Source organism: Actinomadura craniellae (genome assembly GCF_003289645.1).
Classification (GTDB): domain Bacteria; phylum Actinomycetota; class Actinomycetes; order Streptosporangiales; family Streptosporangiaceae; genus Actinomadura_D; species Actinomadura_D craniellae.
In genome coordinates this window covers 194,778-215,933 of sequence record NZ_QLYX01000004.1, presented here as the reverse complement: position 1 = coordinate 215,933, position 21,156 = coordinate 194,778, and the positions used below count along the sequence as shown (strand labels likewise).

Genomic DNA, 21,156 nt, shown 5'->3' with positions numbered 1-21,156 from the left:
AGATGGGCATCCGTAAGTACAAGCCGACGACTCCGGGTCGTCGCGGGTCCAGCGTGGCCGACTTCGTCGAGGTCACGCGCCGCGAGCCCGAGAAGTCGCTGCTGCGTCCGCTCCCCAAGAAGGGCGGCCGCAACAACCACGGCCGTATCACCACCCGGCACCAGGGCGGTGGCCACAAGCGCGCCTACCGGCTGATCGACTTCCGCCGGGCCGACAAGGACGGCGTGCCGGCCAAGGTCGCGCACATCGAGTACGACCCGAACCGCACCGCGCGGATCGCGCTGCTGCACTACGTGGACGGCGAGAAGCGCTACATCCTCGCCCCGCAGGGCCTCAAGCAGGGCGACCGGGTGGAGAACGGCCCGGGCTCGGACATCAAGCCGGGCAACTGCCTGCCGCTGCGCAACATCCCCACGGGTACGGTCGTGCACGCGATCGAGCTCAAGCCGGGGGGCGGCGCCAAGCTGGCCCGCTCCGCCGGTGCCGGCGCCCAGCTGCTGGCCAAGGAGGGCAAGTACGCCACCCTGCGCATGCCTTCGGGTGAAATGCGCATGGTCGACGTGCGGTGCCGGGCCACGGTGGGCGAGGTCGGCAACGCCGAGCAGTCGAACATCAACTGGGGCAAGGCCGGCCGGATGCGCTGGAAGGGCAAGCGCCCGACCGTCCGCGGTGTGGCCATGAACCCGATCGACCACCCGCACGGTGGTGGTGAGGGCAAGACCTCCGGTGGTCGGCACCCGGTGAACCCGAAGGGTAAGAAGGAAGGCCGCACCCGCCAGGCCAACAAGGCCAGCGACCGGCTGATCGTCCGTCGGCGCAGCAAGAAGAAGCGGTAGGAGCCGTCATGCCACGTAGCCTGAAGAAGGGCCCCTTCGTGGACGACCACCTGATGAAGAAGGTGGACGACCAGAACGAGAAGGGCACCAAGAACGTCATCAAGACGTGGTCGCGACGCTCCATGATCGTGCCCGAGATGATCGGTCACACGATCGCCGTGCACGACGGCCGCAAGCACGTGCCGGTGTTCGTCACGGACGCCATGGTCGGCCACAAGCTGGGAGAGTTCGCCCCGACGCGCACCTTCCGCAGCCACGTCAAGGAAGACCGCCGCAGCCGTCGAGGCTGAGCGAGCCAGTCTGTAGGAGAGAGGGAACAGCGATGGAAGCCAGGGCCCAGGCGCGGTTCATCCGTGTCACGCCCAGGAAGGCCCGCCGCGTGGTGGACCTCATCCGCGGCCTGCCGGCCGAGGAGGCTCAGGCGGTGCTGCGGTTCGCCCCCCAGTCTGCGAGCGAGCCGGTGGGCAAGGTGCTCGCGAGCGCCATCGCCAACGCCGAGCACAACTTCAAGCTCGACGCCGACACGCTGGTCGTGAGCCGGGCCTGGGTCGACGAGGGGCCGACGCTCAAGCGGTTCCGGCCGCGCGCCCAGGGACGGGCTTACCGCATCAACAAGCGCACGAGCCACATCACGGTGATCGTGGAGTCGCGCGACGAGAGCGTCGTCGCGGCCGGCGGTAAGAAGACGAGGAGGGCCCGCTAGTGGGTCAGAAGATCAACCCGCACGGGTTCCGGCTCGGCATCACCACCGACTTCAAGAGCCGCTGGTACGCCGACAAGCTCTACAAGGACTACGTCAAGGAAGACGTCGCGATCCGCCGCATGCTGCAGAAGGGCATGGAGCGGGCCGGCATCTCCAAGGTGGAGATCGAGCGCACCCGCGACCGCGTCCGCGTCGACATCCACACCGCCCGGCCGGGCATCGTCATCGGCCGGCGCGGCGCGGAGGCCGACCGCATCCGCGGTGACCTGGAGAAGCTGACCGGCAAGCAGGTCCAGCTGAACATCCTCGAGGTCAAGAACCCCGAGGTCGACGCCCAGCTCGTCGCGCAGGCCGTGGCCGAGCAGCTGTCGAGCCGGGTGGCCTTCCGCCGGGCGATGCGCAAGGGCATCCAGAGCGCGATGAAGAGCGGCGCCAAGGGCATCAAGGTCCAGTGCGGCGGCCGGCTCGGTGGCGCGGAGATGTCGCGGTCGGAGTTCTACCGCGAGGGCCAGGTCCCGCTGCACACGCTGCGCGCCGACATCGACTACGGCTTCTACGAGGCCCGTACGACGTTCGGCCGGATCGGCGTCAAGGTGTGGATCTACAAGGGCGAGGCGCCGCAGACGCGGGCCGAGCGCGAGGCCAAGGCCGCTGCGGCCCGGGCCGGCGCCGGTGGCGGCGGTGGCGGCGGTCGCCGGGAGCGTCCGCAGCGCCGCGGTGGCGGCGGTGGCGGCGGCGGACGGCGTGGCGAGCGCGGTGGCGACCGCGGCGGCGCGCCGAAGCAGAGTGCAGAGCAGCAGGCGCCCGAGTCGGCGGCGCCCGCTGCGAGTGGTGAGGGGAGCTGACCGACCAATGCTGATCCCTCGCAAGGTCAAGCACCGCAAGCAGCACCACCCGAAGCGGCGCGGCATGGCCAAGGGCGGGACGAAGGTGACCTTCGGCGAGTACGGCATCCAGGCCGTCGAGGGCCACTACGTGACCAACCGGCAGATCGAGGCCGCGCGTATCGCGATGACCCGGCACATCCGCCGTGGTGGCAAGGTCTGGATCAACATCTTCCCGGACCGTCCGCTGACCAAGAAGCCGGCCGAGACCCGGATGGGTTCCGGTAAGGGTTCGCCGGAGTGGTGGATCGCGAACGTCAAGCCTGGCCGGGTGATGTTCGAGCTCTCGTACCCCAACGAGACGGTGGCCCGGGAGGCGCTCACCCGCGCCATCCACAAGCTGCCGATGAAGTGCAAGATCGTTAAGCGTGAGGTGGCTGAGTAATGGCCAAGGGACTGACCGCTGACGAATTGCGGACCCAGCCTGAGGATGAGCTGGTGACCAAGCTGAAGGAAGCCAAGGAGGAGCTGTTCAACCTCCGCTTCCAGGCGGCGACCGGCCAGCTTGAGAGCCACGGGCGGCTGCGTACCGTCAAGCGCGAGATCGCTCGCATCTACACCGTGATGCGGGAGCGGGAGCTCGGCATCGTCACGGTCGTCGAGGAGCCCGTGGAGGACAAGAACGATGACTGAGCAGACGACCGAGAAGACCCGCGGTAACCGCAAGGTCCGCGAGGGCATCGTGGTCAGCGACAAGATGGACAAGACCGTTGTGGTCGCCGTCGAGGACCGCGTGAAGCACCCCCTGTACGGCAAGATCATCCGCCGTACGACCAAGTACAAGGCGCACGACGAGGCCAACGAGTACGGCGTCGGCGACCGGGTCCGCCTGATGGAGACCCGGCCGCTGTCGGCCACCAAGCGCTGGCGCGTCGTGGAGCTGCTCGAGAAGGCCAAGTAATTACTGGTTCCACCAGGCTCTCCGCGAACTCGCAGGAGTTCGCGGGGAGAACCGGTGTGACGAACAGGAGTTGACGTGATCCAGCAGGAGTCGCGACTCAAGGTCGCCGACAACACGGGAGCGAAGGAGATCCTTTGCATCCGTGTGCTCGGCGGCTCGGGTCGGCGCTACGCGGGAGTCGGCGACATCATCGTCGCGACGGTGAAGGACGCCCTTCCCGGCGCCGGCGTGAAGAAGGGTGACGTCGTCAAGGCCGTCGTCGTGCGCACCCGCAAGGAGCGCCGCCGTGCCGACGGCTCCTACATCCGCTTCGACGAGAACGCGGCGGTGCTCATCAAGGACGGCGGAGACCCGCGCGGCACGCGCATCTTCGGCCCGGTGGGCCGGGAGCTTCGCGAGAAGAAGTTTATGCGCATCATCTCGCTCGCGCCGGAGGTGCTGTGATGAAGATCAAGAAGGGCGACGAGGTCATCGTCCTCGCCGGTAAGGACAAGGGCAAAACGGGCAAGATCATCAAGGTCTTCCCGGAGCGCAACCGCGTCATCGTCGAGGGCGTCAACTTCGTCAAGAAGCACATCAAGGCCGACGCCCAGCGGGCCGGCCGGGAGAGCGGCATCGTCACGGTCGAGGCCGCCCTGCACGCCAGCAACGTGGCCCTGGTCGAGGACGGCAAGCCCACCCGCGTCGGCTACAAGATCAACGACGACGGCACGAAGGTCCGGATCTCGCGCCGTTCCGGCAAGGAGATCTGATTCCGATGACCGAGACGACCACCGAGCGTCCCGTTCCGCAGCCCCGGCTCAAGCTCCGCTACCGCGAGGAGACCGCGAAGGCGATGCAGGAGCAGTTCGGCTACGCCAACGTGATGCAGATCCCCGGGCTGACCAAGATCGTGGTCAACATGGGGGTCGGCGAGGCGGCCAAGGACGCCAAGCTGATCGAGGGCGCCGTACGCGACCTAACGCTGATCACGGGTCAGAAGCCCATGGTCAACCGTGCCAAGAAGTCGATCGCCCAGTTCAAGCTGCGCGAGGGCATGCCGATCGGCGCGCACGTCACGCTGCGCGGCGACCGGATGTGGGAGTTCCTCGACCGGCTGCTGTCGACCGCGCTTCCCCGGATCCGTGACTTCCGCGGCCTGTCGCCCAAGCAGTTCGACGGCCACGGCAACTACACCTTCGGTCTGACCGAGCAGGTGATGTTCCACGAGGTCGACCCCGACAAGGTCGACCGGCAGCGTGGCATGGACATCACGGTCGTGACGACCGCGAAGACCAACGACGAGGGCCGGGCGCTCCTGAAGCTGCTGGGCTTCCCGTTCAAGGAAGCCTAGGCCGCCGCGAGCGGTCCCGAGAATCGCAACAGGGAGTACTGACCTATGGCGAAGAAGTCGCTGATCTCCAAGGCGGCGCGCAAGCCCAAGTTCGGGGTGCGCGGCTACACCCGCTGCTCGCGCTGCGGACGCCCTCGCTCCGTCTACCGTAAGTTCGGCCTCTGCCGGGTCTGCTTCCGGGAGATGGCGCACCGGGGCGAGCTGCCCGGCATCACCAAGTCGAGCTGGTAGCGGACGCGACCGGCCACCTCGGCCGGAAGCGCAGATAACCTGATAAGCCGGGTGCCCGGCCGCCCCATCCGGGAGGGGCCGGCGCCCATGACCGCGTCGAAGGTCCGCATGGTGCGGAAACCGCGGCGAGGGAGGGCCAGTAGGCCATGACGATGACCGACCCGATCGCAGACATGTTGACGCGTCTGCGGAACGCCAACTCGGCCTACCACGATGCCGTGGCGATGCCCTACTCGAAGATCAAGGCGCACATCGCCGAGATCCTCCAGCAGGAGGGCTACATCTCCGCGTGGCACGTGGAGGACGCCGAGGTCGGCAAGAAGCTCGTGATCGACCTGAAGTTCGGCCCCACCCGTGAGCGTTCGATCGCCGGGATCAAGCGGGTCTCGAAGCCGGGTCTGCGGGTGTACGCGAAGAAGGACAACCTGCCGAAGGTCCTGGGCGGTCTCGGCGTCGCGATCATCTCGACGTCGTCCGGTCTCATGACTGACAAGCAGGCCGGCAAGCGTGGCGTGGGCGGCGAAGTCCTCGCCTACGTCTGGTGAGGGGAGGGCACTCAACATGTCTCGTATTGGACGTCTGCCCGTTCCCGTTCCGGGCGGAGTCGACATCAAGGTCGACGGCCAGGCGGTCACCGTCAAGGGGCCGAAGGGCGAGCTGAAGCACACCGTTGCCGAGCCGATCAAGGTCGAGCTCACCGACGGCGAGGTCAAGGTCTTGCGCCCGAGCGACGAGAACACCGTGCGCGCGCTGCACGGCCTCACCCGCTCGCTGATCAACAACATGGTCGTCGGGGTGACCGAGGGCTACAGCAAGACGCTGGAGATCCAGGGCGTCGGCTACCGGGTCCAGGCCAAGGGCAAGAACCTGGAGTTCTCCCTGGGCTACAGCCACCCGATCACCGTCGAGCCGCCCGAGGGCATCACCTTCACCGTCGAGCGGCCCACGATCCTCAAGGTCGAGGGCATCGACAAGCAGAAGGTCGGCGAGGTCGCCGCCAACATCCGCAAGCTGCGCAAGCCCGACCCGTACAAGGGCAAGGGCGTGCGTTACCAAGGCGAGCAGATCCGCCGCAAGGTCGGAAAGGCTGGTAAGTAGTCATGCCTGGCACCAAGACCCTGGCCCGGAAGGGCACGGCGGCGCGGGCGCTGTCCCGCAAGCGCCGGCATCTGCGGGTCCGCAAGAAGGTCGTCGGCACCGCCGCACGGCCGCGGCTGGTCGTGACCCGCTCCACCCGCCACGTGTTCGCCCAGATCATCGACGACACCGTCGGGCACACCCTGGTGTCGGCGTCGACCATGGAGGCCGACCTGCGGGCCGACTCCGGCGACAAGACCGCCAAGTCCCGCAAGGTGGGCGAGCTCCTCGGCGAGCGCGCCCGGGCGGCGGGCATCGAGCAGGTCGTCTTCGACCGCGCCGGCAACAAGTACCACGGTCGCATCGCCGCGCTGGCGGACGGTGCCCGCGAGAACGGGCTGGAGTTCTGATGCCGGCCCGGCCCACGCACGTCAACGAGAAGAGGAACCACTGATGGCAGCGCAGAGGCGTGGCGGCGGTCAGGGTGGCGACCGTCGCGACCGCCGCGACGACCGCCGCGGTGGCGCCGACAAGGGTCAGTCGTACATCGAGCGCGTCGTGGCGATCAACCGCGTCGCCAAGGTCGTCAAGGGCGGTCGGCGCTTCAGCTTCACCGCCCTGGTCGTCGTCGGTGACGGCAACGGCACCGTCGGCGTCGGCTACGGCAAGGCCAAGGAGGTGCCCGCGGCGATCGCCAAGGGCGTCGAGGAGGCCAAGAAGCACTTCTTCAAGGTGCCGCGGATCCAGGGCACCATCCCGCACACCACCCAGGGCGAGCGAGCCGCGGGCGTCGTGTTGCTGAAGCCGGCCAGCCCCGGTACCGGTGTCATCGCCGGCGGCCCGGTGCGCGCCGTGCTGGAGTGTGCAGGCATCCACGATGTTCTGTCGAAGTCGCTGGGCACGTCCAACGCGATCAACATCGTGCACGCCACGGTGACCGCGTTGAAGCAGCTCAACCGGCCCGAGGAGATCGCGGCCAAGCGCGGCCTGCCGATCGAGGACGTGGCTCCGGCCGCGATGCTCCGGGCGCGGGCCGCCGGCTCCGAGCCACGGGCGGAGGTGGCCTCATGAGCGACCTGAAGATCACGCAGACCAAGTCCGTGATCAGCGAGAAGCGCAACCAGCGTGAGACGTTGCGTACCCTGGGCCTGCGGCGGATCGGTCAGAGCACGGTCCGCCCGGACAACCCCCAGGTGCGCGGCATGATCCGGACGGTGGCCCACCTGGTCGCCGTCGAGGAGGTCGACTGACAATGGCGGAGTCCACCCAAGGAACTCCCCTGAAGGTGCACCACCTGCGCCCGGCCCCCGGAGCCAACAAGGCCAAGACCCGTAAGGGTCGCGGCGAGGCCTCCAAGGGGAAGACCGCAGGCCGCGGCACCAAGGGCACCAAGGCCCGCAGCACCGTGCCCGTCGGATTCGAGGGCGGCCAGATGCCGCTGATCCGCCGGGTGCCGAAGCTGAAGGGCTTCAAGAACCCCTTCCGCGTCGAGTACCAGGTCGTCAACCTGGACAAGCTGACCGAGCTCTACCCGCAGGGCGGCGAGGTCACGGCGGAAGAACTGGCGGCGAAGGGCGCGGTGCGCCGGAACCGTCCCGTCAAGATCCTCGGTAGCGGCGAGATCTCCGTCGCGGTGCAGGTGAAGGTGCACGCCTTCTCCGCCTCCGCGAAAGAGAAGATCGCGGCGGCCGGCGGAAGCACCGAAGAGCTGTAACCAAGATGCCGGGGTTGCGCCGGTTCGGCGCCCGGGGCGGGACGCCCCGGGCGCTCGACCGGCAGGCCCCGGCATCTTGTGCTGTTAGAGTGCGACGGTCAGCGTGCGCTATCGTGCGGCACGCCGTCGCTTATGCCCCGGGCCCCGTCGGCGGCCAGAGATCGGGAATCGCCCAGGAGGATTGGTGCTGACCGCGTTCACTCGGGTATTCCGTACGCCGGACCTGCGTAAGAAGCTGCTGTTCACGCTTTTCATCATTGCGATCTTCCGGGTCGGCTCGCTGTTGCCGACGCCGGGGGTGAACACCGCGGTGCTGCGCGAGAGCGCGGAGGCGGCGAAGGAAGGCGGCTCCGCCCAGGTCTTCCAACTTGTCGACCTGTTCAGCGGTGGCGCGCTGCTGCGGCTTTCGGTGTTCGCGCTCGGCATCATGCCGTACATCACCGCGAGCATCATCCTTCAGTTGCTGACCGTGGTGATTCCGCGGTTGGAGGCACTGAAGAAGGAGGGCCAGGCCGGCACCACCAAGATCACACAGTACACCCGCTACTTGACCATCGGCCTGGCGATCCTGCAGGCGACGGGCATCGTCGCGATGGCGAGCACCGGCAACCTGTTCCAGGGGCAGGCGTCGGGTGACCTGCTGTACGACAACAGCCTGTTCACGGTCATCACCATGGTGATCGTGATGACCGCCGGCACCGCCGTGATCATGTGGCTGGGCGAGCTGATCACCGACCGCGGCGTCGGCAACGGCATGTCGATCCTGATCTTCACCCAGGTCGTCGCGATCTTCCCGGCCCAGTTCTGGGCCATCTACCAGGCCAAGGGCGGCTTCACCTTCGCCATCGTCATGCTCGTCGGCCTCGCGATCATGATGGCCGTGGTCTTCGTCGAGCAGGCCCAGCGGCGCATCCCGGTGCAGTACGCCAAGCGGATGGTCGGCCGCCGGATGTACGGCGGGACCTCCACCTACATCCCGCTCAAGGTCAACCAGGCCGGCATCATCCCGATCATCTTCGCCTCGTCGCTGCTGTACCTGCCGGTGCTGGCGCAGGGGCTCTGGCCGGAGAACAAGTTCCTCAACCAGACCCTGGGCAAGTACCTCCAGCCGACCGACCCGGTGCACATGGCCGTCTTCTTCGGGCTGATCGTTTTCTTCACGTACTTCTACGTGGCGATCACGTTCAACCCCACTGAAGTCGCCGACAACATGAAGAAGTATGGTGGGTTCATCCCAGGCATCCGTCCGGGTCGGCCGACCGCCGAGTACCTCGACTACGTGCTGACCCGGATCACCACACCCGGTGCGCTGTACCTGGGGCTCGTCGCTCTGATCCCGATGGTGGCCCTCGCGATCCTGGGGGTCGGGGATGAGTTCCCCTTCGGAGGGACGAGCATCCTCATTGTCGTCGGCGTTGGACTGGACACCGTGAAGCAGATCGAGAGCCAACTGCAGCAGCGTCACTACGAGGGCTTCCTCCGGTAGTGCGTATCGTGCTCGTGGGCCCCCCGGGAGCGGGCAAGGGGACGCAGGCCCAATTCATCGCCTCCCATCTGTCGATCCCGAAAATCTCGACAGGTGACATCTTCCGCGCCAACGTGAGCGGCGGCACCGAGCTCGGCCGGAAGGCCAAGCAGTACATGGACCGCGGTGACCTCGTCCCCGACGAGGTCACCATAGCGATGGTCCGCGACCGGCTCGCCGAGAAGGATGCGAGGGAGGGGTTCCTGCTCGACGGTTTCCCGCGGAACGTGCCCCAGGCCGAGACCCTGAAGAAGATCCTCGCCGAGTGGGATCAGCGGCTCGATCTGGTGCTCGAACTCGTGGTCGATGAGGACGAGGTGGTCCGCCGGCTCTCCGGGCGGCGGACCTGCGGCCAGTGCGGCAAGATCTGGCACGTCGACTTCGACGACAAGCAGGACGACATCTGCGACGACTGCGGGGGCGCCCTGTTCCAGCGGGACGACGACAAGGAAGAGGTCGTCCGGCACCGGCTGGAGGTCTACCAGGAACAGACCGCGCCCCTCGTGTCGTTCTATGCCGATGAGGAGATCCTGCGCGGCATCGACGCGACCGGTCCGGTCGAAGAGGTCACCGAGCGCGCGCTCGCCGTGGTGCGACAGTTCGACAAGTAACGGACCTCCTGCACGAGTACGGGAGGGGACATGTGGAAGAGGCGTAAGCCTGCGATCCAGGTGAAGAGCGCCGAGCAGGTCGAGTTGATGCGTGCCGCCGGGCTGTTGGTCGGGCAGACCCTGGAGCTGCTGCGCGAGGCCGTCAAGCCCGGCATCACCACCGCCGATCTCGACGCACTGGCCGAAGAGTCGATCAGGGCGGGCGGTGGCGTCCCCTCCTTCAAGGGCTACCACGGCTTTCCCGCGACGATCTGCGCCTCGGTGAACGAGGAGATCGTGCACGGCATCCCCGACCCCGGCAAGGTGCTGCGGGACGGCGACGTCATCTCCATCGACTGCGGTGCCATCGTCGCGGGCTGGCACGGCGATGCGGCCATCACCGTCCCGGTCGGCGAGATCTCCGCGGAGCTGCGGCGGCTGCTGGAGGTCACCGAGAACTCGCTGTGGCACGGCCTGGCGGCCGGAGTCGCGGGCGCCCGGCTGACCGACATCTCGCACGCCATCGAGCGGTACATCCGCGACCAGGGGCCGTACGGGATCGTCGAGGGCTACGGCGGGCACGGCATCGGCACCGAGATGCACATGGACCCGCTGGTGGCCAACCACGGCGCGCCGGGGCACGGCCCGGAACTGCTGCCCGGCATGTGCTTCGCGATCGAGCCGATGGTCAACCTCGGCACCAAGGACACCTACGAACTCGCCGACGGCTGGACGGTGGTCACCGCCGACGGCCGCCGGTCCGCGCACTTCGAGCACACCTTCGCGGTGACCGAGGACGGCCCCCGGGTGCTCACGGCGCTCGACGAGGGACGCGAGCGCCTCACCGCACTCGGCGGACGGGTCGCCGCTTCCTGACCCAGAAGGACTGGCCATGCAGCCGAACCCCGAGATGCGGGCCTCGGACCGGGACCGCGACCAGGTGGCGGAGGCGCTCCGCGAGCACTGCGCGCAGGGCCGGATCACCCTGGACGAGCTCCAGGAACGGCTGGAGTCGACCTATGCCGCCCGGACGCTGGGTCAGCTCCAGGAGATCACGGCCGACCTGCCCGAGGAGGACCTCTACGCGCTGCCGGTACCGGCCGCCCGGCGGGCGAGCTCGGTTCCGGAGCGGCGGGCGGGCGGTGCGCTGACCCATCGGGACGCGATCGCGGCCTGGGGGACCTGGGCCGGGGTGAGCCTGCTCTGCTTCACCATCTGGCTGGCCGTGGGGGTCACCACGGGCGCGTTCTACCCCTGGTGGCTCTGGGTCGCCGGCCCGTGGGGCCTGGTGCTGCTGGCCACCTGGCTGCGCGGCCAGGGCCGCCGCCCGCCGGGCTAGCCGGGTTCAGGCCACGTGCGGGAAGACCGCGGACAGGGCCTCGGTCAGCTCGTGCGGGGCGGGGGCCACGTCCGGTACCACCTCGCGCAGCGCCAGCCAGCCGTTGACGGCTTGGCTGGTGGGGCCGGCCTCCAGGATCTGCGGGTCCTGGATGCCGTACCAGTCGGCCACGTGCGACCAGCGCCAGAGCCGGTGCCGGGGGGTGGAGGTCTCGGCGGCCGGGAAGTGTCCCGGCCCGCGGGCGCCCTTGATGCAGAGCCGCACCGACTCGACGCTGCGGCCCACCCGCTCGGCGATCTCGTGCATCGACAGCAGCGGGTCGGCCTCGACCCGGAGCACGCGCAGCCCGGGTGCGCTGGCCTCGATGTGCGCGATGACGTCCATCATCGCCACCGCCAGCGAGGGGGCCTGCCAGTCGGCGCCGGCCTGGCCGGGACGTCCGGCCTGCTGGCCCTCGCGGACGAACCCCACGGTCACCGCGCCGTGCGTGCGCTGGAACAGGGGGTCGAGCTCGGCCTCGTAGAAGGGACGGCTGAGGATCAGCTCGAAGTCGTACCCCGGCATGCCGATCCTCCTTCGGATCCTCCTGGGCGGGCGGCCCCGCCGCATCGGCCCGCGCGACATACGTGCCCGTGTGGAAAAAGGTACAACCCGCGGTGCCGAGGGGAAACGACGTAGGGGTTCGTTCGGCGAGGCGTTAAGCTGGTGGCAGCCGTACGACCTCCCGGGCCGAGCCGGTCACCGGTGTGTGGGCGTGGCCACGATTTCACATTCTCCGCTCCGGTGACGTAGACTCCTTTGACGGTCCACCCCTTGACTGTTCCGCGTGCGCCGATGCGCCTGGCGGAGTGGGGGATGGCAGGTCCCGCTGCACCTCTTCCGGTGAGATGAGTCCTGCATGGGCCGATCCCAGATGAGCCGAGCAGCAAAGCGCGGAGGATATGCCCAAGAAAGAGGGGGCCATCGAAATCGAGGGCACCGTCGTCGAGTCCCTTCCGAACGCCATGTTCCGGGTGGAGCTGGACAACGGGCACAAGGTGCTCGCCCACATCAGCGGCAAGATGCGGATGCACTACATCCGTATCCTGCCGGACGACCGCGTCGTCGTGGAGTTGAGCCCCTACGACCTCACGCGCGGTCGGATCGTCTACCGGTACAAGTAGTCCACTGGGGTTGCCTTCCCCTCGTCCCGGCGGCGTGGGGGTGACCCTTTGTGGTGGCGGCCGACCGGCCGCGAATCGCAATGGAGACCCAGTGAAGGTCAAGCCGAGCGTCAAGAAGATCTGCAACAAGTGCCGGGTCATCCGGCGCCACGGTCGGGTCATGGTGATCTGCTCCGACCCGCGGCACAAGCAGCGGCAGGGCTGACACCCCGCCGCAGGCAATACAGCGCGTCGCGATCCCCGGAACGGCACGAGCCGGCCGGGGAGACCCCCGGACGGAGGCCGGGGCCGCACTCGGGCAGGGTGCGGAGCGTCGTGCAGGACCTCCGCGACATGAAGGGAACTGCCCGACGATGGCACGCCTCGTTGGCGTCGACCTCCCGCGCGATAAGCGCCTGGAGGTCGCTCTCACTTACATCTACGGCGTTGGCCGTACCCGTGCCCTGGAGACCCTGCGGGAGACCGGCATCAGCGGTGACCTGCGGGTGCACCAGCTCGGCGACGAGGAGCTGGTGAAGCTCCGCGACTGGATCGACACGAACTACAAGGTCGAGGGTGACCTGCGGCGTGAGGTCCAGGCCGACATCCGACGCAAGATCGAGATCGGGTGCTACCAGGGCATCCGGCACCGCCGTGGTCTTCCCGTCCACGGCCAGCGCACGCAGACCAACGCGCGCACCCGCAAGGGCAAGAAGAAGACCGTGGCCGGCAAGAAGAAGGCCGGCAAGAAGTAGTCCGGCCGCCGCCCTGCGGCGCTCCGGATCGACGACCTCAGGAGTAAAGAGAGCAGATGCCTCCCAAGAGCCGTGTCGGCGCCAAAAAGGTGCGCCGCAAGGAAAAGAAGAACGTCGCTCACGGGCACGCCCACATCAAGAGCACGTTCAACAACACGATCGTCACGATCACCGACCCGAACGGGAACGTGATCGCCTGGGCCTCCTCCGGCCACGTGGGCTTCAAGGGTTCGCGCAAGTCCACGCCGTTCGCCGCCCAGCAGGCCGCCGAGGCGTGCGCCCGCCGGGCCATGGAGCACGGCATGCGCAAGGTCGACGTCTTCGTGAAGGGCCCGGGCTCGGGCCGCGAGACCGCCATCCGGTCGCTGCAGGCGACCGGCCTTGAGGTGGGCTCGATCCAGGACGTCACGCCAGTGCCGCACAACGGCTGCCGCCCGCCGAAGCGCCGCCGGGTCTGAGGAGAGATAAAGAGATGGCTCGTTACACCGGCGCCGACTGCAAGCTCTGCCGTCGCGAGAAGATGAAGCTGTTCCTCAAGGGCAGCAAGTGCGAAAGTCCCAAGTGCCCGATCGAGAACCGGCCCTACCCTCCGGGTGAGCACGGCCGCGGTCGGCCCAAGGAGACCGAGTACCTGCTCCAGCTTCGGGAGAAGCAGAAGGCCCGCCGCATCTACGGCGTGCTGGAGCGGCAGTTCCGCAACTACTACGACGAGGCCAACCGCCGGCAGGGCAAGACGGGTGAGAACCTGCTGACCCTGCTGGAGCGCCGCCTCGACAACGTGGTCTACCGCGCGGGCTTCGCGAAGTCCCGCGACATGGCCCGTCAGCTCATCCGCCACGGCCACTTCCGGGTCAACGGCAGGAAGGTCGACATCCCGTCCTTCCTGGTGAGCGAGGCCGACATCATCGAGGTTCGGCAGAAGTCCCTGGAGGACACCCCGTTCGTGGTGGCCCGGGCCGAGGCCGGCGAGCGTCCCGTGCCGGCGTGGCTGGAGGTCATCGCCGACCGGATGCGCGTCCTCGTGCACGCCCTCCCGGTCCGGCAGCAGATCGACACGCCGGTCCAGGAGCAGCTGATCGTCGAGCTCTACTCCAAGTAAGGGCTCACGACCCTCCCCATCTGAATACGTAGGTTTCAGATGGGGAGGGGTACGTAATCTCCAGCGGCGTCATATGGCGGGCGTCGCGGAATGTGAGGAATTCACATGCTCATCGCTCAGCGTCCCACTCTCTCCGAAGAGCAGGTCGACGAGTACCGGTCGCGGTTCACCATCGAGCCGCTGGAGCCGGGCTTCGGCTACACGATCGGCAACTCGCTGCGTCGTACCCTGCTCTCCTCGATTCCCGGTGCGGCTGTGACCAGCATCCGGATCGAGGGCGTCCTGCACGAGTTCTCCACCGTGCCGGGCGTCAAGGAGGACGTCACCGACATCATCCTGAACCTCAAGGAACTCGTCGTCTCCTCCGAGCACGACGAGCCCGTCGTGATGTACCTGCGCAAGCAGGGCCCCGGTGAGGTCACCGCGGCCGACATCGCGCCGCCGGCCGGCGTCGAGGTGCACAACCCCGACCTGCGCATCGCCACCCTGAACAACAAGGCGAAGCTGGAGATGGAGCTGACGGTCGAGCGCGGCCGCGGTTACGTCTCCGCCGCGCAGAACAAGCAGCCCGGCCAGGAGATCGGCCGGATTCCGATCGACTCGATCTACTCGCCCGTTCTCAAGGTCACCTACAAGGTCGAGGCGACCCGAGTCGAGCAGCGCACCGACTTCGACCGGCTCATCCTGGACGTCGAGACCAAGCAGTCGATGCTGCCCCGCGACTCGGTGGCCAGCGCCGGTAAGACCCTGGTCGAGCTGTTCGGGCTGGCCCGCGAGCTCAACGTCGAGGCCGAGGGCATCGACATGGGCCCGTCCCCGACGGACGCCGCCCTGGCGGCCGACCTGGCGTTGCCGATCGAGGAGCTGAACCTCACGGTCCGCTCCTACAACTGCCTCAAGCGCGAGGGCATCCACTCCGTGGGTGAGCTGGTGGCCCGCAGCGAGCAGGACCTCCTCGATATAAGGAATTTCGGCGCCAAGTCGATCGAAGAGGTCAAGCAGAAGCTCAACGACATGGGCCTGTCGCTGAAGGACTCCCCGCCCGGGTTCGACCCGAGCGCGGCGGCCGACAACTACGGCGACGACGACCAGAGCTACGCCGAGACCGAGCAGTACTGACCCCGGCCGCATGGCCATGAACTGATCCGGTACCTGATACGGCCGGACCAGGAAGGAACGACGATGCCCAAGCCCACCAAGGGCGCCCGCCTCGGCGGTAGCCCGGCGCACGAGCGGCTGATCCTGGCGAACCTCGCCACGTCGCTGTTCGAGCACGGCCGGATCACGACCACCGAGGCCAAGGCCCGGCGGCTTCGTCCGTACGCGGAGAAGCTGATCACCAAGGCCAAGAAGGGCGATCTGCACAACCGCCGCCAGGTCGCGGCGGTCATCCGGGACAAGGGCGTCGTGCACGGCCTCTTCACCGAGATCGCGGAGCGGTTCGAGAACCGTCCCGGGGGCTACACCCGGATCACCAAGATCGGTCCGCGCCGGGGCGACAACGCTCCGATGGCCGTGATCGAGCTGGTGGAGGCGCTGACCGTGTCCACCACCAAGGCCGCCCCCAAGGCCGAGCCGGCGCCCGAGTCGAAGCCGGCCGAGCCGGAGGCGACGGAGGCCGAGAGCGCGGAGGTCGAGGAGACCGAAGCGGCCGAGGCGAAGTCCGCCGAGGGCACCGAGAAGTAACCGGCGCGCTCGCGCCGCGAACAGGGCCCGCCGTTCCCGCTACGGGACGGCGGGCCCGATGTTTGGGAGACTGACGAGATGACCGCCCTGGTACGCCTCCGCCTCGACATCGGCTACGACGGGTCGGATTTCGCCGGCTGGGCCCGCCAGCCCGAGCAGCGCACCGTCCAGGGCGTGATCGAGGACGCGCTGGGCCGGCTGCTGCGGCTCGACCCCCCGCCCGTGCTCACCGTGGCGGGCCGGACGGACGCCGGGGTGCACGCCCGCGGCCAGGTGGCGCACGTCGTCGTCCCGATGGCCGCCTACACCACCGTCAACGACACCATGCCGCGCCGGCTGGCCCGGTTGCTGCCGCCGGACGTGCGGGTCCGCCGGGTCGCGGTGGCGCCCGACGGCTTCGACGCCCGGTTCTCCGCGCTGTCGCGCCGCTACGCGTACCGGGTGGGGGACGACCCGATGGGCGTCGATCCGCTGCGCCGGCACGACGTGCTGTGGCACCCTCGCCCGCTCGACCTGGGCCGGATGAACGCCGCCGCGGCCCGGCTGGTCGGCGAGCACGACTTCGCCGCCTTCTGCCGGCGGCGCGAGGGCGCCACCTCCATCAGGCGGCTACTGCGGTTCGAGTGGGCCCGGGAGGAGCCCGCCGCCGGGGCCGACAGCCGGGGGCGGGGCATCGTGACCGCCACGGTGGAGGCCGACGCGTTCTGCCACTCGATGGTGCGGGCCCTGGTGGGCGCGCTGCTGGTGGTCGGCGACGGGCGGCGCGACATCGACTGGCCCGCCGAGGTGCTGTCCGCCCAGGTCCGCGATTCGGCGGTCAACGTGGCTCCGGCGCACGGGCTGTCGCTGGAGGAGATCCGCTATCCGGGCGACGAGGACCTCGCCCGGCGAGCCCAGGAGACCCGCCGGGTCCGTACCCTCCCCGTGCCCTGAGGCGCCGGCCTAGGCCGCGCGCTGGTCGATGGGACGGGAGAAGTGGGGGATGAACTCCCGGGCGATGGCTCGCAGCGCGGTGTCGCGGGCGGTGAGCCTGGTGCCGTCGGCGTACTGCGCGTAGGAGTAGATCAGGTACCGTCCGCGGACGGTGCTGGCGGCGAAGCCGCCGGCCTGGTCCATCTTCCTGGCGACGGCGCCGGGCATGCCCCGGAACCACTCGTAGCGGCTGGGGTCGCCGGCCTGGTTGACCCGCAGCGCGGCGGCGTGGGTGGGCAGCACCGCGACGCCGGTGGTGACGGCGTACCGCCTGCTGGAGTCGATGTAGGTGGCGCGCACCACCTTGCGGCAGCCGTTGCGCTGGAGCGCCGCGGCCATCGCGCCCCGGGAGGCCAGCGAGCACTGGTGGTTCACGGACGTCTTGTCCTGGGTGTAGGTGCGTCCGCCCAGGATGATCCGTCCCGGTGGGAAGACCTCCTGGAGGGTGAGCGGCTGGCGGTCGGTGCGCTCGTTGTTGATGTCGACGACGGGGGCCGGGACGTCGGACGGCGAGGCGGGCGGGGCCGCGGGGGCCGCTGCGGAGGGCTCCGGCGTCACCTGGGCGCCGGCCTGCCGCTGCCGGCCCTTCTCGTCGTCTCCGCCGCCGAGCCCGACGAAGGCGAACACCGCGACCAGCAGCCCGGCCAGCACCGCGCCGCCGATCAGCAGGGGACGGCGGTTCACCGCCGGTGCGGCGGCCGGCCGGGACGGCGCCCCGGCAGGGACGATCAAGGCCGGCTTCCCGCCGCCGGGACCGGGCCGGTTCCCACCACCCGAACCGGGCCGGCGCGGCAGCACGATCGCGTCCGGGGTCAGCGGATCGCTGGATTCGGAACTGAGCCTGGACGATCGCGATTCGGCCGCCTGCGCGGCGATCCAGGACGCCGGCGGCTCCGCGGCGGGCTCGGGGAAGGGCGCGCCGACCTGCTGCACGGGCTCGGTCTCCGCGGAGTCGGCGTCGTCGCTCCGCACGGTCCCGGCCACGGGTTCGCCGGCGGGCTCGGCCGGGGCCTCTTCGGCGGGCTCCGGCGCGGGTGGTGCGGGGGCCTTGGGGAGCCCCCAGATGCTCTCGGGGCCGGACTTGGGGCCGCCCTGCGGAGGCGCGGCGGATTCGTCGGCGGTGCCCGTCTCGGGCACGGGGGAGGCGGGGAACGCGGGAGGCTCCGGGGAGGGTTCGGCGGGCGGGTTCGAGGTGTCGACGACGGGGATGCCGTCGGGGTCGGTGTCGGGGTAGGCCGACGGCGGCGGCTCGACGAGAGGTTCGGCGGGCACGGCGCCGCGGCTGTCGACGCTGGGCACCCCGATGCCCGCCACCAGGGTTCCGGGGGGCGGGCCGGCGGCGTTCTCGTTCTCGTCCTCGGAAGCGGCCCACCAGGGGGTGTTGGGACCGCCGAGGGGCGGTACCTCTAGTGGGCCGGGGCCCGGCTGCTGCGCCCCGCTCGGGGACTCCGCGTCGACCGGCGCTCCGGACTGGCCGAAGCCGGGGGGCGCCGTGAACTCGGGAGCCGGGTGGTCGCCCGAGGTCTCCTCACGACCAGACATAGGTAGACAGGGTATTCATCGTCGCTACTTCCCGTAGGGCTTGCCTTCGATTCCGCGGTAGTGCAGCGCCTTGGTGAGGTTGCTGCCCCAGGTCACGTGCTGACCGAAGGTCGAGACGGCCTTGTGCTGGGCGGCCGGGACGGCCTTGCCGTCGGGGCGCTGCACCCAGGTCATCACCAGGTAGTGACCGCGGACGGAGATCGTGCCGAGCGCGGCGCCTTTGCCGATCTTCCTGGTCACCCCGCCGCCGGGCAGCGGCTGGAGGTAGGTGTCCTTGCCGCCGCCCGCCCGCTGCGCGAGCTTGGCGGCGTTCTCGGTGCTCAGGTTGAACACCCCGACCGTGCCGACCAGGGCGCCGTCGCTCCGGGCGAAGGTGGCGCGCAGCACCTGGGAGCAGCCGCCCCGGGTGATCGCGGTGGCCAGGGCGGTGCCGTTCACGGCGCGGGCGCAGGAGCGCTCTGCCCGCCGGGCCGTCATGACGTAGCGGGTCCGGCTCACGGTGAACCGGGAGCGGTTGAAGATCTCGGTGAAGGTGAGCGCCTGCGGGTCGGTGGTCCGGGTCTTGATCTTGGTGTTGAGCGGGACCTGTGGCGACGTGGTGGGGGTCGGCGCGGCGGTGGGCGTGGCGGGCGGGGCGGAGGCCGCCGCGGGCGCGGGCTCCGGGTCGTCCTTCAACACCGCGGACAGCCCGAACCCGCCGGCGATGAGGACGACGCCGGCCAGCGCGGCACCGCCGATGACCAGCGGCATGCGGTTGCGCTCGCGCCGTGGCGGGGTGGAGCGGTGCCTGGTGTACTCCTCGGGCTCGTCGCCGGGGCCGGTGAAGTACCGCTCGCCGGTCGTCCCGTAGAGCTCGTCCGGCGGCTCCTGGGCGAGCCCCTGCGGGTGGCCGGTGCCGTACCGGCCGGGAGGATCGCCGTAGGGGTCGGAACCGTACGGGTCCGACCCGTAACCTGGGGAATCGTAGGAGGAACCGTACTGCTGGGTCGGCGGATCCTGCGCCCAGGGCGACGGGGTCGCCGCGGTGCCTTCACCGCCGAGCCGCGGCGAGAAGGGGTGTGTCGGCCCCGAGTCGGGCCGCTGCGGCTCGCCGCCGTAGGGCGGCTGCTCACCGGGCCAGCCGCCGGGCCCGTCTCTATCACCCGGGTAACCCATGCGTGGGAGCCTATCCTTGCCTTTACGTTGCTCTGGACGACGCGGACTCCACCTTGACACGCGATCCGGCCGCCCGTCCGCCGGTCATGACGAACCGCGGGCACGGGCGGCCCAGGTCAGCGGGTGGTCAGGGCGCGATCACTGCCAGCCGAAATTCTGGGTCCAGTAGGGGCCTCTTCCACCGGTTGCGACTCCGGTGCCGATCGCCCGCAGCTTGCAGTTGAGGATGTTGGCGCGGTGGCCGGGACTGTTCATCCAGCCCTTCATCACGGCCGCCGGGGTCGGGTAGCCCATCGCGATGTTCTCGGCGCCCGGGCTGGGGTAGCCGGCGGCCCTGATCCGCGCCGCGAAGTCGGTTCCGTTGGGCGAGGTGTGCGAGAAGTAGTTCCGGGCCTTCATGTCGGCCGAGTGGCGCCGGGCGGACGTGGTGAGCCGCGCGTCGACGCGCAGCGCCGGGCAGCCCGCCTTGGCCCGCTCGGCGTTGGTGAGGCGCACGACCTGGCCCTCCGGCCCGGCCGCGCCCGCCGGGGCGCCCGCGCTCCCGCCGGTGGACGGGTTCTGGGGCGTGCCGGCGTTCCCGGTGTTCCCGGCGGTGTCCTCGCGGGGCCGGACGCGCAGGCTCTTGAGCGGCGGCGTCGGTTCGGCCTCGATGCCGGGCGGGGCGGGGGCCGGGCCGGCGGGGCCGGCGGCGGGGTCGGCAGCGGGGGAGGCGTCCGAGAGGGGGTCGGCCGCGGGCCGGTCGCCGGCGACCACCCGGGTGGTCGCCGCGGCGTTCCCGCCGGTGTCGACGACTCGTTCCAGGCCGAAGCCCGAGGCGACGGCGAGGGTGGCGCCGAGGCCGATGACCATGGCGCGTCCAGTGCGGGGCCTGCTCACGAAACCTCCAGGATTCGACCGGACATGGAGGCACGTTACCTGCACAGACGGCACAGAGTGCTCACTATCCTCAGAACTAGGCCGTCTATCCCCGGAACTATGACGGTGCACACTCGCCGACGGGCCGGGAGACCTTCCCTGGTAGGGCATACTGGGGAAAGGCTGGGAGCCTGCCATGGACGACCCGCTTTGACCCATGCCCGTGCGGCTGGGTATCCTGCCAGTTCGTTGTATGTGCCGGCGTGCCCCAGGGTGCCCGGCCGTCCGGGTCGCCCTGCGGGATCAATGACCGCCCAGCGCGACCAAGAGATTCCGCAGTCGTCGAAAGAAATGAAGGCTACGACCGTGCGCACGTACACCCCTAAGCCCGCTGACGTGCAGCGTCAGTGGTACGTCATCGACGCGACCGATGTCGTGCTGGGTCGCCTTGCCAGCCAGGTCGCGATCCTGCTGCGGGGGAAGCACAAGCCGATCTACGCCCCGCACGCCGACACGGGTGACTTCGTCATCATCGTGAACGCCGACAAGGTGGCGCTGACCGGCAAGAAGCTGGAGCAGAAGCGCGCCTACCGCCACTCGGGCTACCCGGGCGGGCTCCGCTCCGTGGCCTACTCCGACCTGCTCGCCACGCGCCCCGAGCGCGCGGTGGAGAAGGCGATCAGGGGCATGCTCCCCAAGAACTCGCTGGGCCGGAAGATGCTCGGCAAGGTGAAGATCTACTCCGGTCCCGAGCACCCGCACCAGGCGCAGCAGCCGGTGCCGTTCGAGATCACCCAGATCGCGCAGTAACCGCACC

Annotated in this window: 34 protein-coding genes; 30 read left to right on the top strand and 4 right to left on the bottom strand. The window is 69.5% G+C overall.

The window, feature by feature from the left end:
- Positions 1–2 precede the first annotated feature (2 nt).
- The 21 genes from rplB (at position 3) to DPM19_RS10435 (ending at position 11,133) form a co-directional block, all read left to right on the top strand.
- Positions 3–836, top strand: coding sequence for a 50S ribosomal protein L2 (gene rplB, locus DPM19_RS10535; RefSeq protein ID WP_111865564.1), 834 nt, complete (start codon positions 3–5; stop codon positions 834–836).
- An 8-nt stretch (positions 837–844) separates the two neighbouring features.
- Positions 845–1,126 (top strand): 30S ribosomal protein S19, encoded by a 282-nt coding sequence (gene rpsS / locus DPM19_RS10530; protein ID WP_111865562.1) that lies wholly within the window; start codon positions 845–847, stop codon positions 1,124–1,126.
- Positions 1,127–1,158: 32 nt separating this feature from the next.
- Entirely contained in the window at positions 1,159–1,539 is a 381-nt protein-coding gene (gene rplV, locus DPM19_RS10525) for a 50S ribosomal protein L22 (RefSeq protein ID WP_111865559.1), read from the top strand.
- Positions 1,539–2,384: a 30S ribosomal protein S3 gene (rpsC, locus tag DPM19_RS10520; protein ID WP_111865556.1), complete on the top strand. Its 846-nt coding sequence runs from the start codon at positions 1,539–1,541 to the stop codon at positions 2,382–2,384. The genes rplV and rpsC overlap by 1 nt, the downstream gene beginning before the upstream one ends.
- A gap of 7 nt (positions 2,385–2,391) precedes the next feature.
- Positions 2,392–2,808: a 50S ribosomal protein L16 gene (gene rplP, locus DPM19_RS10515; protein ID WP_111865554.1), complete on the top strand. Its 417-nt coding sequence runs from the start codon at positions 2,392–2,394 to the stop codon at positions 2,806–2,808.
- Positions 2,808–3,056 carry a 50S ribosomal protein L29 gene (gene rpmC / locus DPM19_RS10510; protein WP_111865551.1) on the top strand — a complete coding sequence of 83 codons (249 nt, stop codon included), beginning with the start codon at positions 2,808–2,810 and terminating at the stop codon, positions 3,054–3,056. Before rplP ends, rpmC begins: the two co-directional genes overlap by 1 nt.
- Positions 3,049–3,324, top strand: a complete 276-nt coding sequence (rpsQ, locus tag DPM19_RS10505; protein ID WP_111865549.1) for a 30S ribosomal protein S17 — start codon at positions 3,049–3,051, stop codon at positions 3,322–3,324. The genes rpmC and rpsQ overlap by 8 nt, the downstream gene beginning before the upstream one ends.
- Before the next feature lie 75 nt (positions 3,325–3,399).
- Complete coding sequence (gene rplN, locus DPM19_RS10500) at positions 3,400–3,768, top strand: 50S ribosomal protein L14 (protein ID WP_103937839.1); 369 nt, start codon at positions 3,400–3,402, stop codon at positions 3,766–3,768.
- A complete protein-coding gene (rplX, locus tag DPM19_RS10495) occupies positions 3,768–4,076 on the top strand; it encodes a 50S ribosomal protein L24 (protein ID WP_111865546.1) in 309 nt (102 codons plus the stop codon). Before rplN ends, rplX begins: the two co-directional genes overlap by 1 nt.
- A 5-nt stretch (positions 4,077–4,081) precedes the next feature.
- Entirely contained in the window at positions 4,082–4,657 is a 576-nt protein-coding gene (rplE, locus tag DPM19_RS10490; protein ID WP_111865543.1) for a 50S ribosomal protein L5, read from the top strand.
- 45 nt (positions 4,658–4,702) lie between these two features.
- Entirely contained in the window at positions 4,703–4,888 is a 186-nt protein-coding gene (locus DPM19_RS10485) for a type Z 30S ribosomal protein S14 (RefSeq protein ID WP_111865540.1), read from the top strand.
- A 146-nt stretch (positions 4,889–5,034) separates the two neighbouring features.
- Positions 5,035–5,433: a 30S ribosomal protein S8 gene (rpsH, locus tag DPM19_RS10480; protein ID WP_111865538.1), complete on the top strand. Its 399-nt coding sequence runs from the start codon at positions 5,035–5,037 to the stop codon at positions 5,431–5,433.
- Between the two features lie 16 nt (positions 5,434–5,449).
- The gene (gene rplF / locus DPM19_RS10475; protein WP_111865535.1) at positions 5,450–5,986 is read left to right on the top strand and encodes a 50S ribosomal protein L6; all 537 of its coding nucleotides are present in this window, start codon (positions 5,450–5,452) and stop codon (positions 5,984–5,986) included.
- A 2-nt stretch (positions 5,987–5,988) separates the two neighbouring features.
- On the top strand, positions 5,989–6,375 hold the full coding sequence (rplR, locus tag DPM19_RS10470) for a 50S ribosomal protein L18 (protein ID WP_111865532.1): 387 nt from the start codon (positions 5,989–5,991) through the stop codon (positions 6,373–6,375).
- 43 nt (positions 6,376–6,418) lie between these two features.
- Positions 6,419–7,036, top strand: a complete 618-nt coding sequence (gene rpsE / locus DPM19_RS10465) for a 30S ribosomal protein S5 (protein ID WP_407642503.1) — start codon at positions 6,419–6,421, stop codon at positions 7,034–7,036.
- The gene (rpmD, locus tag DPM19_RS10460) at positions 7,033–7,215 is read left to right on the top strand and encodes a 50S ribosomal protein L30 (RefSeq protein WP_111865530.1); all 183 of its coding nucleotides are present in this window, start codon (positions 7,033–7,035) and stop codon (positions 7,213–7,215) included. Before rpsE ends, rpmD begins: the two co-directional genes overlap by 4 nt.
- 2 nt (positions 7,216–7,217) lie before the next feature.
- Positions 7,218–7,679 (top strand): 50S ribosomal protein L15, encoded by a 462-nt coding sequence (rplO, locus tag DPM19_RS10455; RefSeq protein ID WP_111865527.1) that lies wholly within the window; start codon positions 7,218–7,220, stop codon positions 7,677–7,679.
- Positions 7,680–7,863: 184 nt separating this feature from the next.
- Positions 7,864–9,165: a preprotein translocase subunit SecY gene (secY, locus tag DPM19_RS10450; protein WP_111865524.1), complete on the top strand. Its 1,302-nt coding sequence runs from the start codon at positions 7,864–7,866 to the stop codon at positions 9,163–9,165.
- Positions 9,165–9,815, top strand: coding sequence for an adenylate kinase (locus DPM19_RS10445; RefSeq protein WP_111865522.1), 651 nt, complete (start codon positions 9,165–9,167; stop codon positions 9,813–9,815). Before secY ends, DPM19_RS10445 begins: the two co-directional genes overlap by 1 nt.
- Before the next feature lie 30 nt (positions 9,816–9,845).
- Positions 9,846–10,670 (top strand): type I methionyl aminopeptidase, encoded by an 825-nt coding sequence (gene map / locus DPM19_RS10440; protein WP_111865520.1) that lies wholly within the window; start codon positions 9,846–9,848, stop codon positions 10,668–10,670.
- A gap of 16 nt (positions 10,671–10,686) precedes the next feature.
- Positions 10,687–11,133 (top strand): DUF1707 SHOCT-like domain-containing protein, encoded by a 447-nt coding sequence (locus DPM19_RS10435; protein WP_111865517.1) that lies wholly within the window; start codon positions 10,687–10,689, stop codon positions 11,131–11,133.
- Positions 11,134–11,139: 6 nt separating this feature from the next.
- Here DPM19_RS10435 and DPM19_RS10430 read toward each other — a convergent pair whose 3' ends face one another.
- Positions 11,140–11,697, bottom strand: coding sequence for a hypothetical protein (locus DPM19_RS10430; protein ID WP_111865515.1), 558 nt, complete (start codon positions 11,695–11,697; stop codon positions 11,140–11,142).
- Between the two features lie 377 nt (positions 11,698–12,074).
- Here DPM19_RS10430 and infA point away from each other — a divergent pair, with 377 nt between their 5' ends.
- The 8 genes from infA (at position 12,075) to truA (ending at position 16,748) form a co-directional block, all read left to right on the top strand.
- Positions 12,075–12,296 carry a translation initiation factor IF-1 gene (infA, locus tag DPM19_RS10425; protein ID WP_067912209.1) on the top strand — a complete coding sequence of 74 codons (222 nt, stop codon included), beginning with the start codon at positions 12,075–12,077 and terminating at the stop codon, positions 12,294–12,296.
- A gap of 91 nt (positions 12,297–12,387) precedes the next feature.
- Positions 12,388–12,501 carry a 50S ribosomal protein L36 gene (gene rpmJ / locus DPM19_RS10420; protein WP_021596712.1) on the top strand — a complete coding sequence of 38 codons (114 nt, stop codon included), beginning with the start codon at positions 12,388–12,390 and terminating at the stop codon, positions 12,499–12,501.
- Positions 12,502–12,649: 148 nt separating this feature from the next.
- Entirely contained in the window at positions 12,650–13,030 is a 381-nt protein-coding gene (rpsM, locus tag DPM19_RS10415) for a 30S ribosomal protein S13 (protein WP_111865512.1), read from the top strand.
- Between the two features lie 56 nt (positions 13,031–13,086).
- A complete protein-coding gene (rpsK, locus tag DPM19_RS10410) occupies positions 13,087–13,488 on the top strand; it encodes a 30S ribosomal protein S11 (RefSeq protein WP_111865510.1) in 402 nt (133 codons plus the stop codon).
- A gap of 14 nt (positions 13,489–13,502) precedes the next feature.
- Positions 13,503–14,129, top strand: a complete 627-nt coding sequence (gene rpsD / locus DPM19_RS10405) for a 30S ribosomal protein S4 (RefSeq protein WP_111865507.1) — start codon at positions 13,503–13,505, stop codon at positions 14,127–14,129.
- Positions 14,130–14,234: 105 nt separating this feature from the next.
- Positions 14,235–15,248 carry a DNA-directed RNA polymerase subunit alpha gene (locus tag DPM19_RS10400; protein WP_111865505.1) on the top strand — a complete coding sequence of 338 codons (1,014 nt, stop codon included), beginning with the start codon at positions 14,235–14,237 and terminating at the stop codon, positions 15,246–15,248.
- A 63-nt stretch (positions 15,249–15,311) separates the two neighbouring features.
- Positions 15,312–15,815: a 50S ribosomal protein L17 gene (gene rplQ / locus DPM19_RS10395; protein ID WP_111865502.1), complete on the top strand. Its 504-nt coding sequence runs from the start codon at positions 15,312–15,314 to the stop codon at positions 15,813–15,815.
- 78 nt (positions 15,816–15,893) lie between these two features.
- Positions 15,894–16,748, top strand: coding sequence for a tRNA pseudouridine(38-40) synthase TruA (gene truA / locus DPM19_RS10390; protein ID WP_199484977.1), 855 nt, complete (start codon positions 15,894–15,896; stop codon positions 16,746–16,748).
- A 9-nt stretch (positions 16,749–16,757) separates the two neighbouring features.
- Here the strand turns inward: truA and DPM19_RS10385 are convergent, their stop codons facing one another.
- The 3 genes from DPM19_RS10385 to DPM19_RS10375 all read right to left on the bottom strand — a co-directional run bounded on the left by DPM19_RS10385 (position 16,758) and on the right by DPM19_RS10375 (position 20,360).
- On the bottom strand, positions 16,758–18,329 hold the full coding sequence (locus tag DPM19_RS10385) for a hypothetical protein (RefSeq protein WP_111865499.1): 1,572 nt from the start codon (positions 18,327–18,329) through the stop codon (positions 16,758–16,760).
- Between the two features lie 24 nt (positions 18,330–18,353).
- The gene (locus DPM19_RS10380; RefSeq protein ID WP_111865496.1) at positions 18,354–19,484 is read right to left on the bottom strand and encodes a hypothetical protein; all 1,131 of its coding nucleotides are present in this window, start codon (positions 19,482–19,484) and stop codon (positions 18,354–18,356) included.
- 138 nt (positions 19,485–19,622) lie between these two features.
- Positions 19,623–20,360, bottom strand: a complete 738-nt coding sequence (locus tag DPM19_RS10375) for a CAP domain-containing protein (RefSeq protein ID WP_199484976.1) — start codon at positions 20,358–20,360, stop codon at positions 19,623–19,625.
- Positions 20,361–20,705: 345 nt separating this feature from the next.
- Between DPM19_RS10375 and rplM the strand changes: the two genes are divergently transcribed.
- A complete protein-coding gene (gene rplM, locus DPM19_RS10370; protein ID WP_111865494.1) occupies positions 20,706–21,149 on the top strand; it encodes a 50S ribosomal protein L13 in 444 nt (147 codons plus the stop codon).
- The last annotated feature ends 7 nt before the right edge of the window (positions 21,150–21,156 follow it).

Coding starts and splice junctions, on each gene's coding strand:
- DPM19_RS10385 (WP_111865499.1), bottom strand. CDS start 18,329: ATGTCTGGTCGTGAGGAGACCTCGGGCGACCACCCGGCTCCCGAGTTC.
- rplE (WP_111865543.1), top strand. CDS start 4,082: ATGACCGAGACGACCACCGAGCGTCCCGTTCCGCAGCCCCGGCTCAAG.
- rplV (WP_111865559.1), top strand. CDS start 1,159: ATGGAAGCCAGGGCCCAGGCGCGGTTCATCCGTGTCACGCCCAGGAAG.
- rpsE (WP_407642503.1), top strand. CDS start 6,419: ATGGCAGCGCAGAGGCGTGGCGGCGGTCAGGGTGGCGACCGTCGCGAC.
- rpsD (WP_111865507.1), top strand. CDS start 13,503: ATGGCTCGTTACACCGGCGCCGACTGCAAGCTCTGCCGTCGCGAGAAG.
- DPM19_RS10380 (WP_111865496.1), bottom strand. CDS start 19,484: ATGGGTTACCCGGGTGATAGAGACGGGCCCGGCGGCTGGCCCGGTGAG.
- rpmC (WP_111865551.1), top strand. CDS start 2,808: ATGGCCAAGGGACTGACCGCTGACGAATTGCGGACCCAGCCTGAGGAT.
- rplX (WP_111865546.1), top strand. CDS start 3,768: ATGAAGATCAAGAAGGGCGACGAGGTCATCGTCCTCGCCGGTAAGGAC.
- DPM19_RS10435 (WP_111865517.1), top strand. CDS start 10,687: ATGCAGCCGAACCCCGAGATGCGGGCCTCGGACCGGGACCGCGACCAG.
- rpsQ (WP_111865549.1), top strand. CDS start 3,049: ATGACTGAGCAGACGACCGAGAAGACCCGCGGTAACCGCAAGGTCCGC.
- DPM19_RS10400 (WP_111865505.1), top strand. CDS start 14,235: ATGCTCATCGCTCAGCGTCCCACTCTCTCCGAAGAGCAGGTCGACGAG.
- rplO (WP_111865527.1), top strand. CDS start 7,218: ATGGCGGAGTCCACCCAAGGAACTCCCCTGAAGGTGCACCACCTGCGC.
- rplF (WP_111865535.1), top strand. CDS start 5,450: ATGTCTCGTATTGGACGTCTGCCCGTTCCCGTTCCGGGCGGAGTCGAC.
- rpsK (WP_111865510.1), top strand. CDS start 13,087: ATGCCTCCCAAGAGCCGTGTCGGCGCCAAAAAGGTGCGCCGCAAGGAA.
- truA (WP_199484977.1), top strand. CDS start 15,894: ATGACCGCCCTGGTACGCCTCCGCCTCGACATCGGCTACGACGGGTCG.
- rpsS (WP_111865562.1), top strand. CDS start 845: ATGCCACGTAGCCTGAAGAAGGGCCCCTTCGTGGACGACCACCTGATG.
- rplR (WP_111865532.1), top strand. CDS start 5,989: ATGCCTGGCACCAAGACCCTGGCCCGGAAGGGCACGGCGGCGCGGGCG.
- rplB (WP_111865564.1), top strand. CDS start 3: ATGGGCATCCGTAAGTACAAGCCGACGACTCCGGGTCGTCGCGGGTCC.
- DPM19_RS10485 (WP_111865540.1), top strand. CDS start 4,703: ATGGCGAAGAAGTCGCTGATCTCCAAGGCGGCGCGCAAGCCCAAGTTC.
- rpsH (WP_111865538.1), top strand. CDS start 5,035: ATGACGATGACCGACCCGATCGCAGACATGTTGACGCGTCTGCGGAAC.
- rplQ (WP_111865502.1), top strand. CDS start 15,312: ATGCCCAAGCCCACCAAGGGCGCCCGCCTCGGCGGTAGCCCGGCGCAC.
- infA (WP_067912209.1), top strand. CDS start 12,075: ATGCCCAAGAAAGAGGGGGCCATCGAAATCGAGGGCACCGTCGTCGAG.
- rpsM (WP_111865512.1), top strand. CDS start 12,650: ATGGCACGCCTCGTTGGCGTCGACCTCCCGCGCGATAAGCGCCTGGAG.
- rpmD (WP_111865530.1), top strand. CDS start 7,033: ATGAGCGACCTGAAGATCACGCAGACCAAGTCCGTGATCAGCGAGAAG.
- rplP (WP_111865554.1), top strand. CDS start 2,392: ATGCTGATCCCTCGCAAGGTCAAGCACCGCAAGCAGCACCACCCGAAG.
- map (WP_111865520.1), top strand. CDS start 9,846: ATGTGGAAGAGGCGTAAGCCTGCGATCCAGGTGAAGAGCGCCGAGCAG.
- DPM19_RS10430 (WP_111865515.1), bottom strand. CDS start 11,697: ATGCCGGGGTACGACTTCGAGCTGATCCTCAGCCGTCCCTTCTACGAG.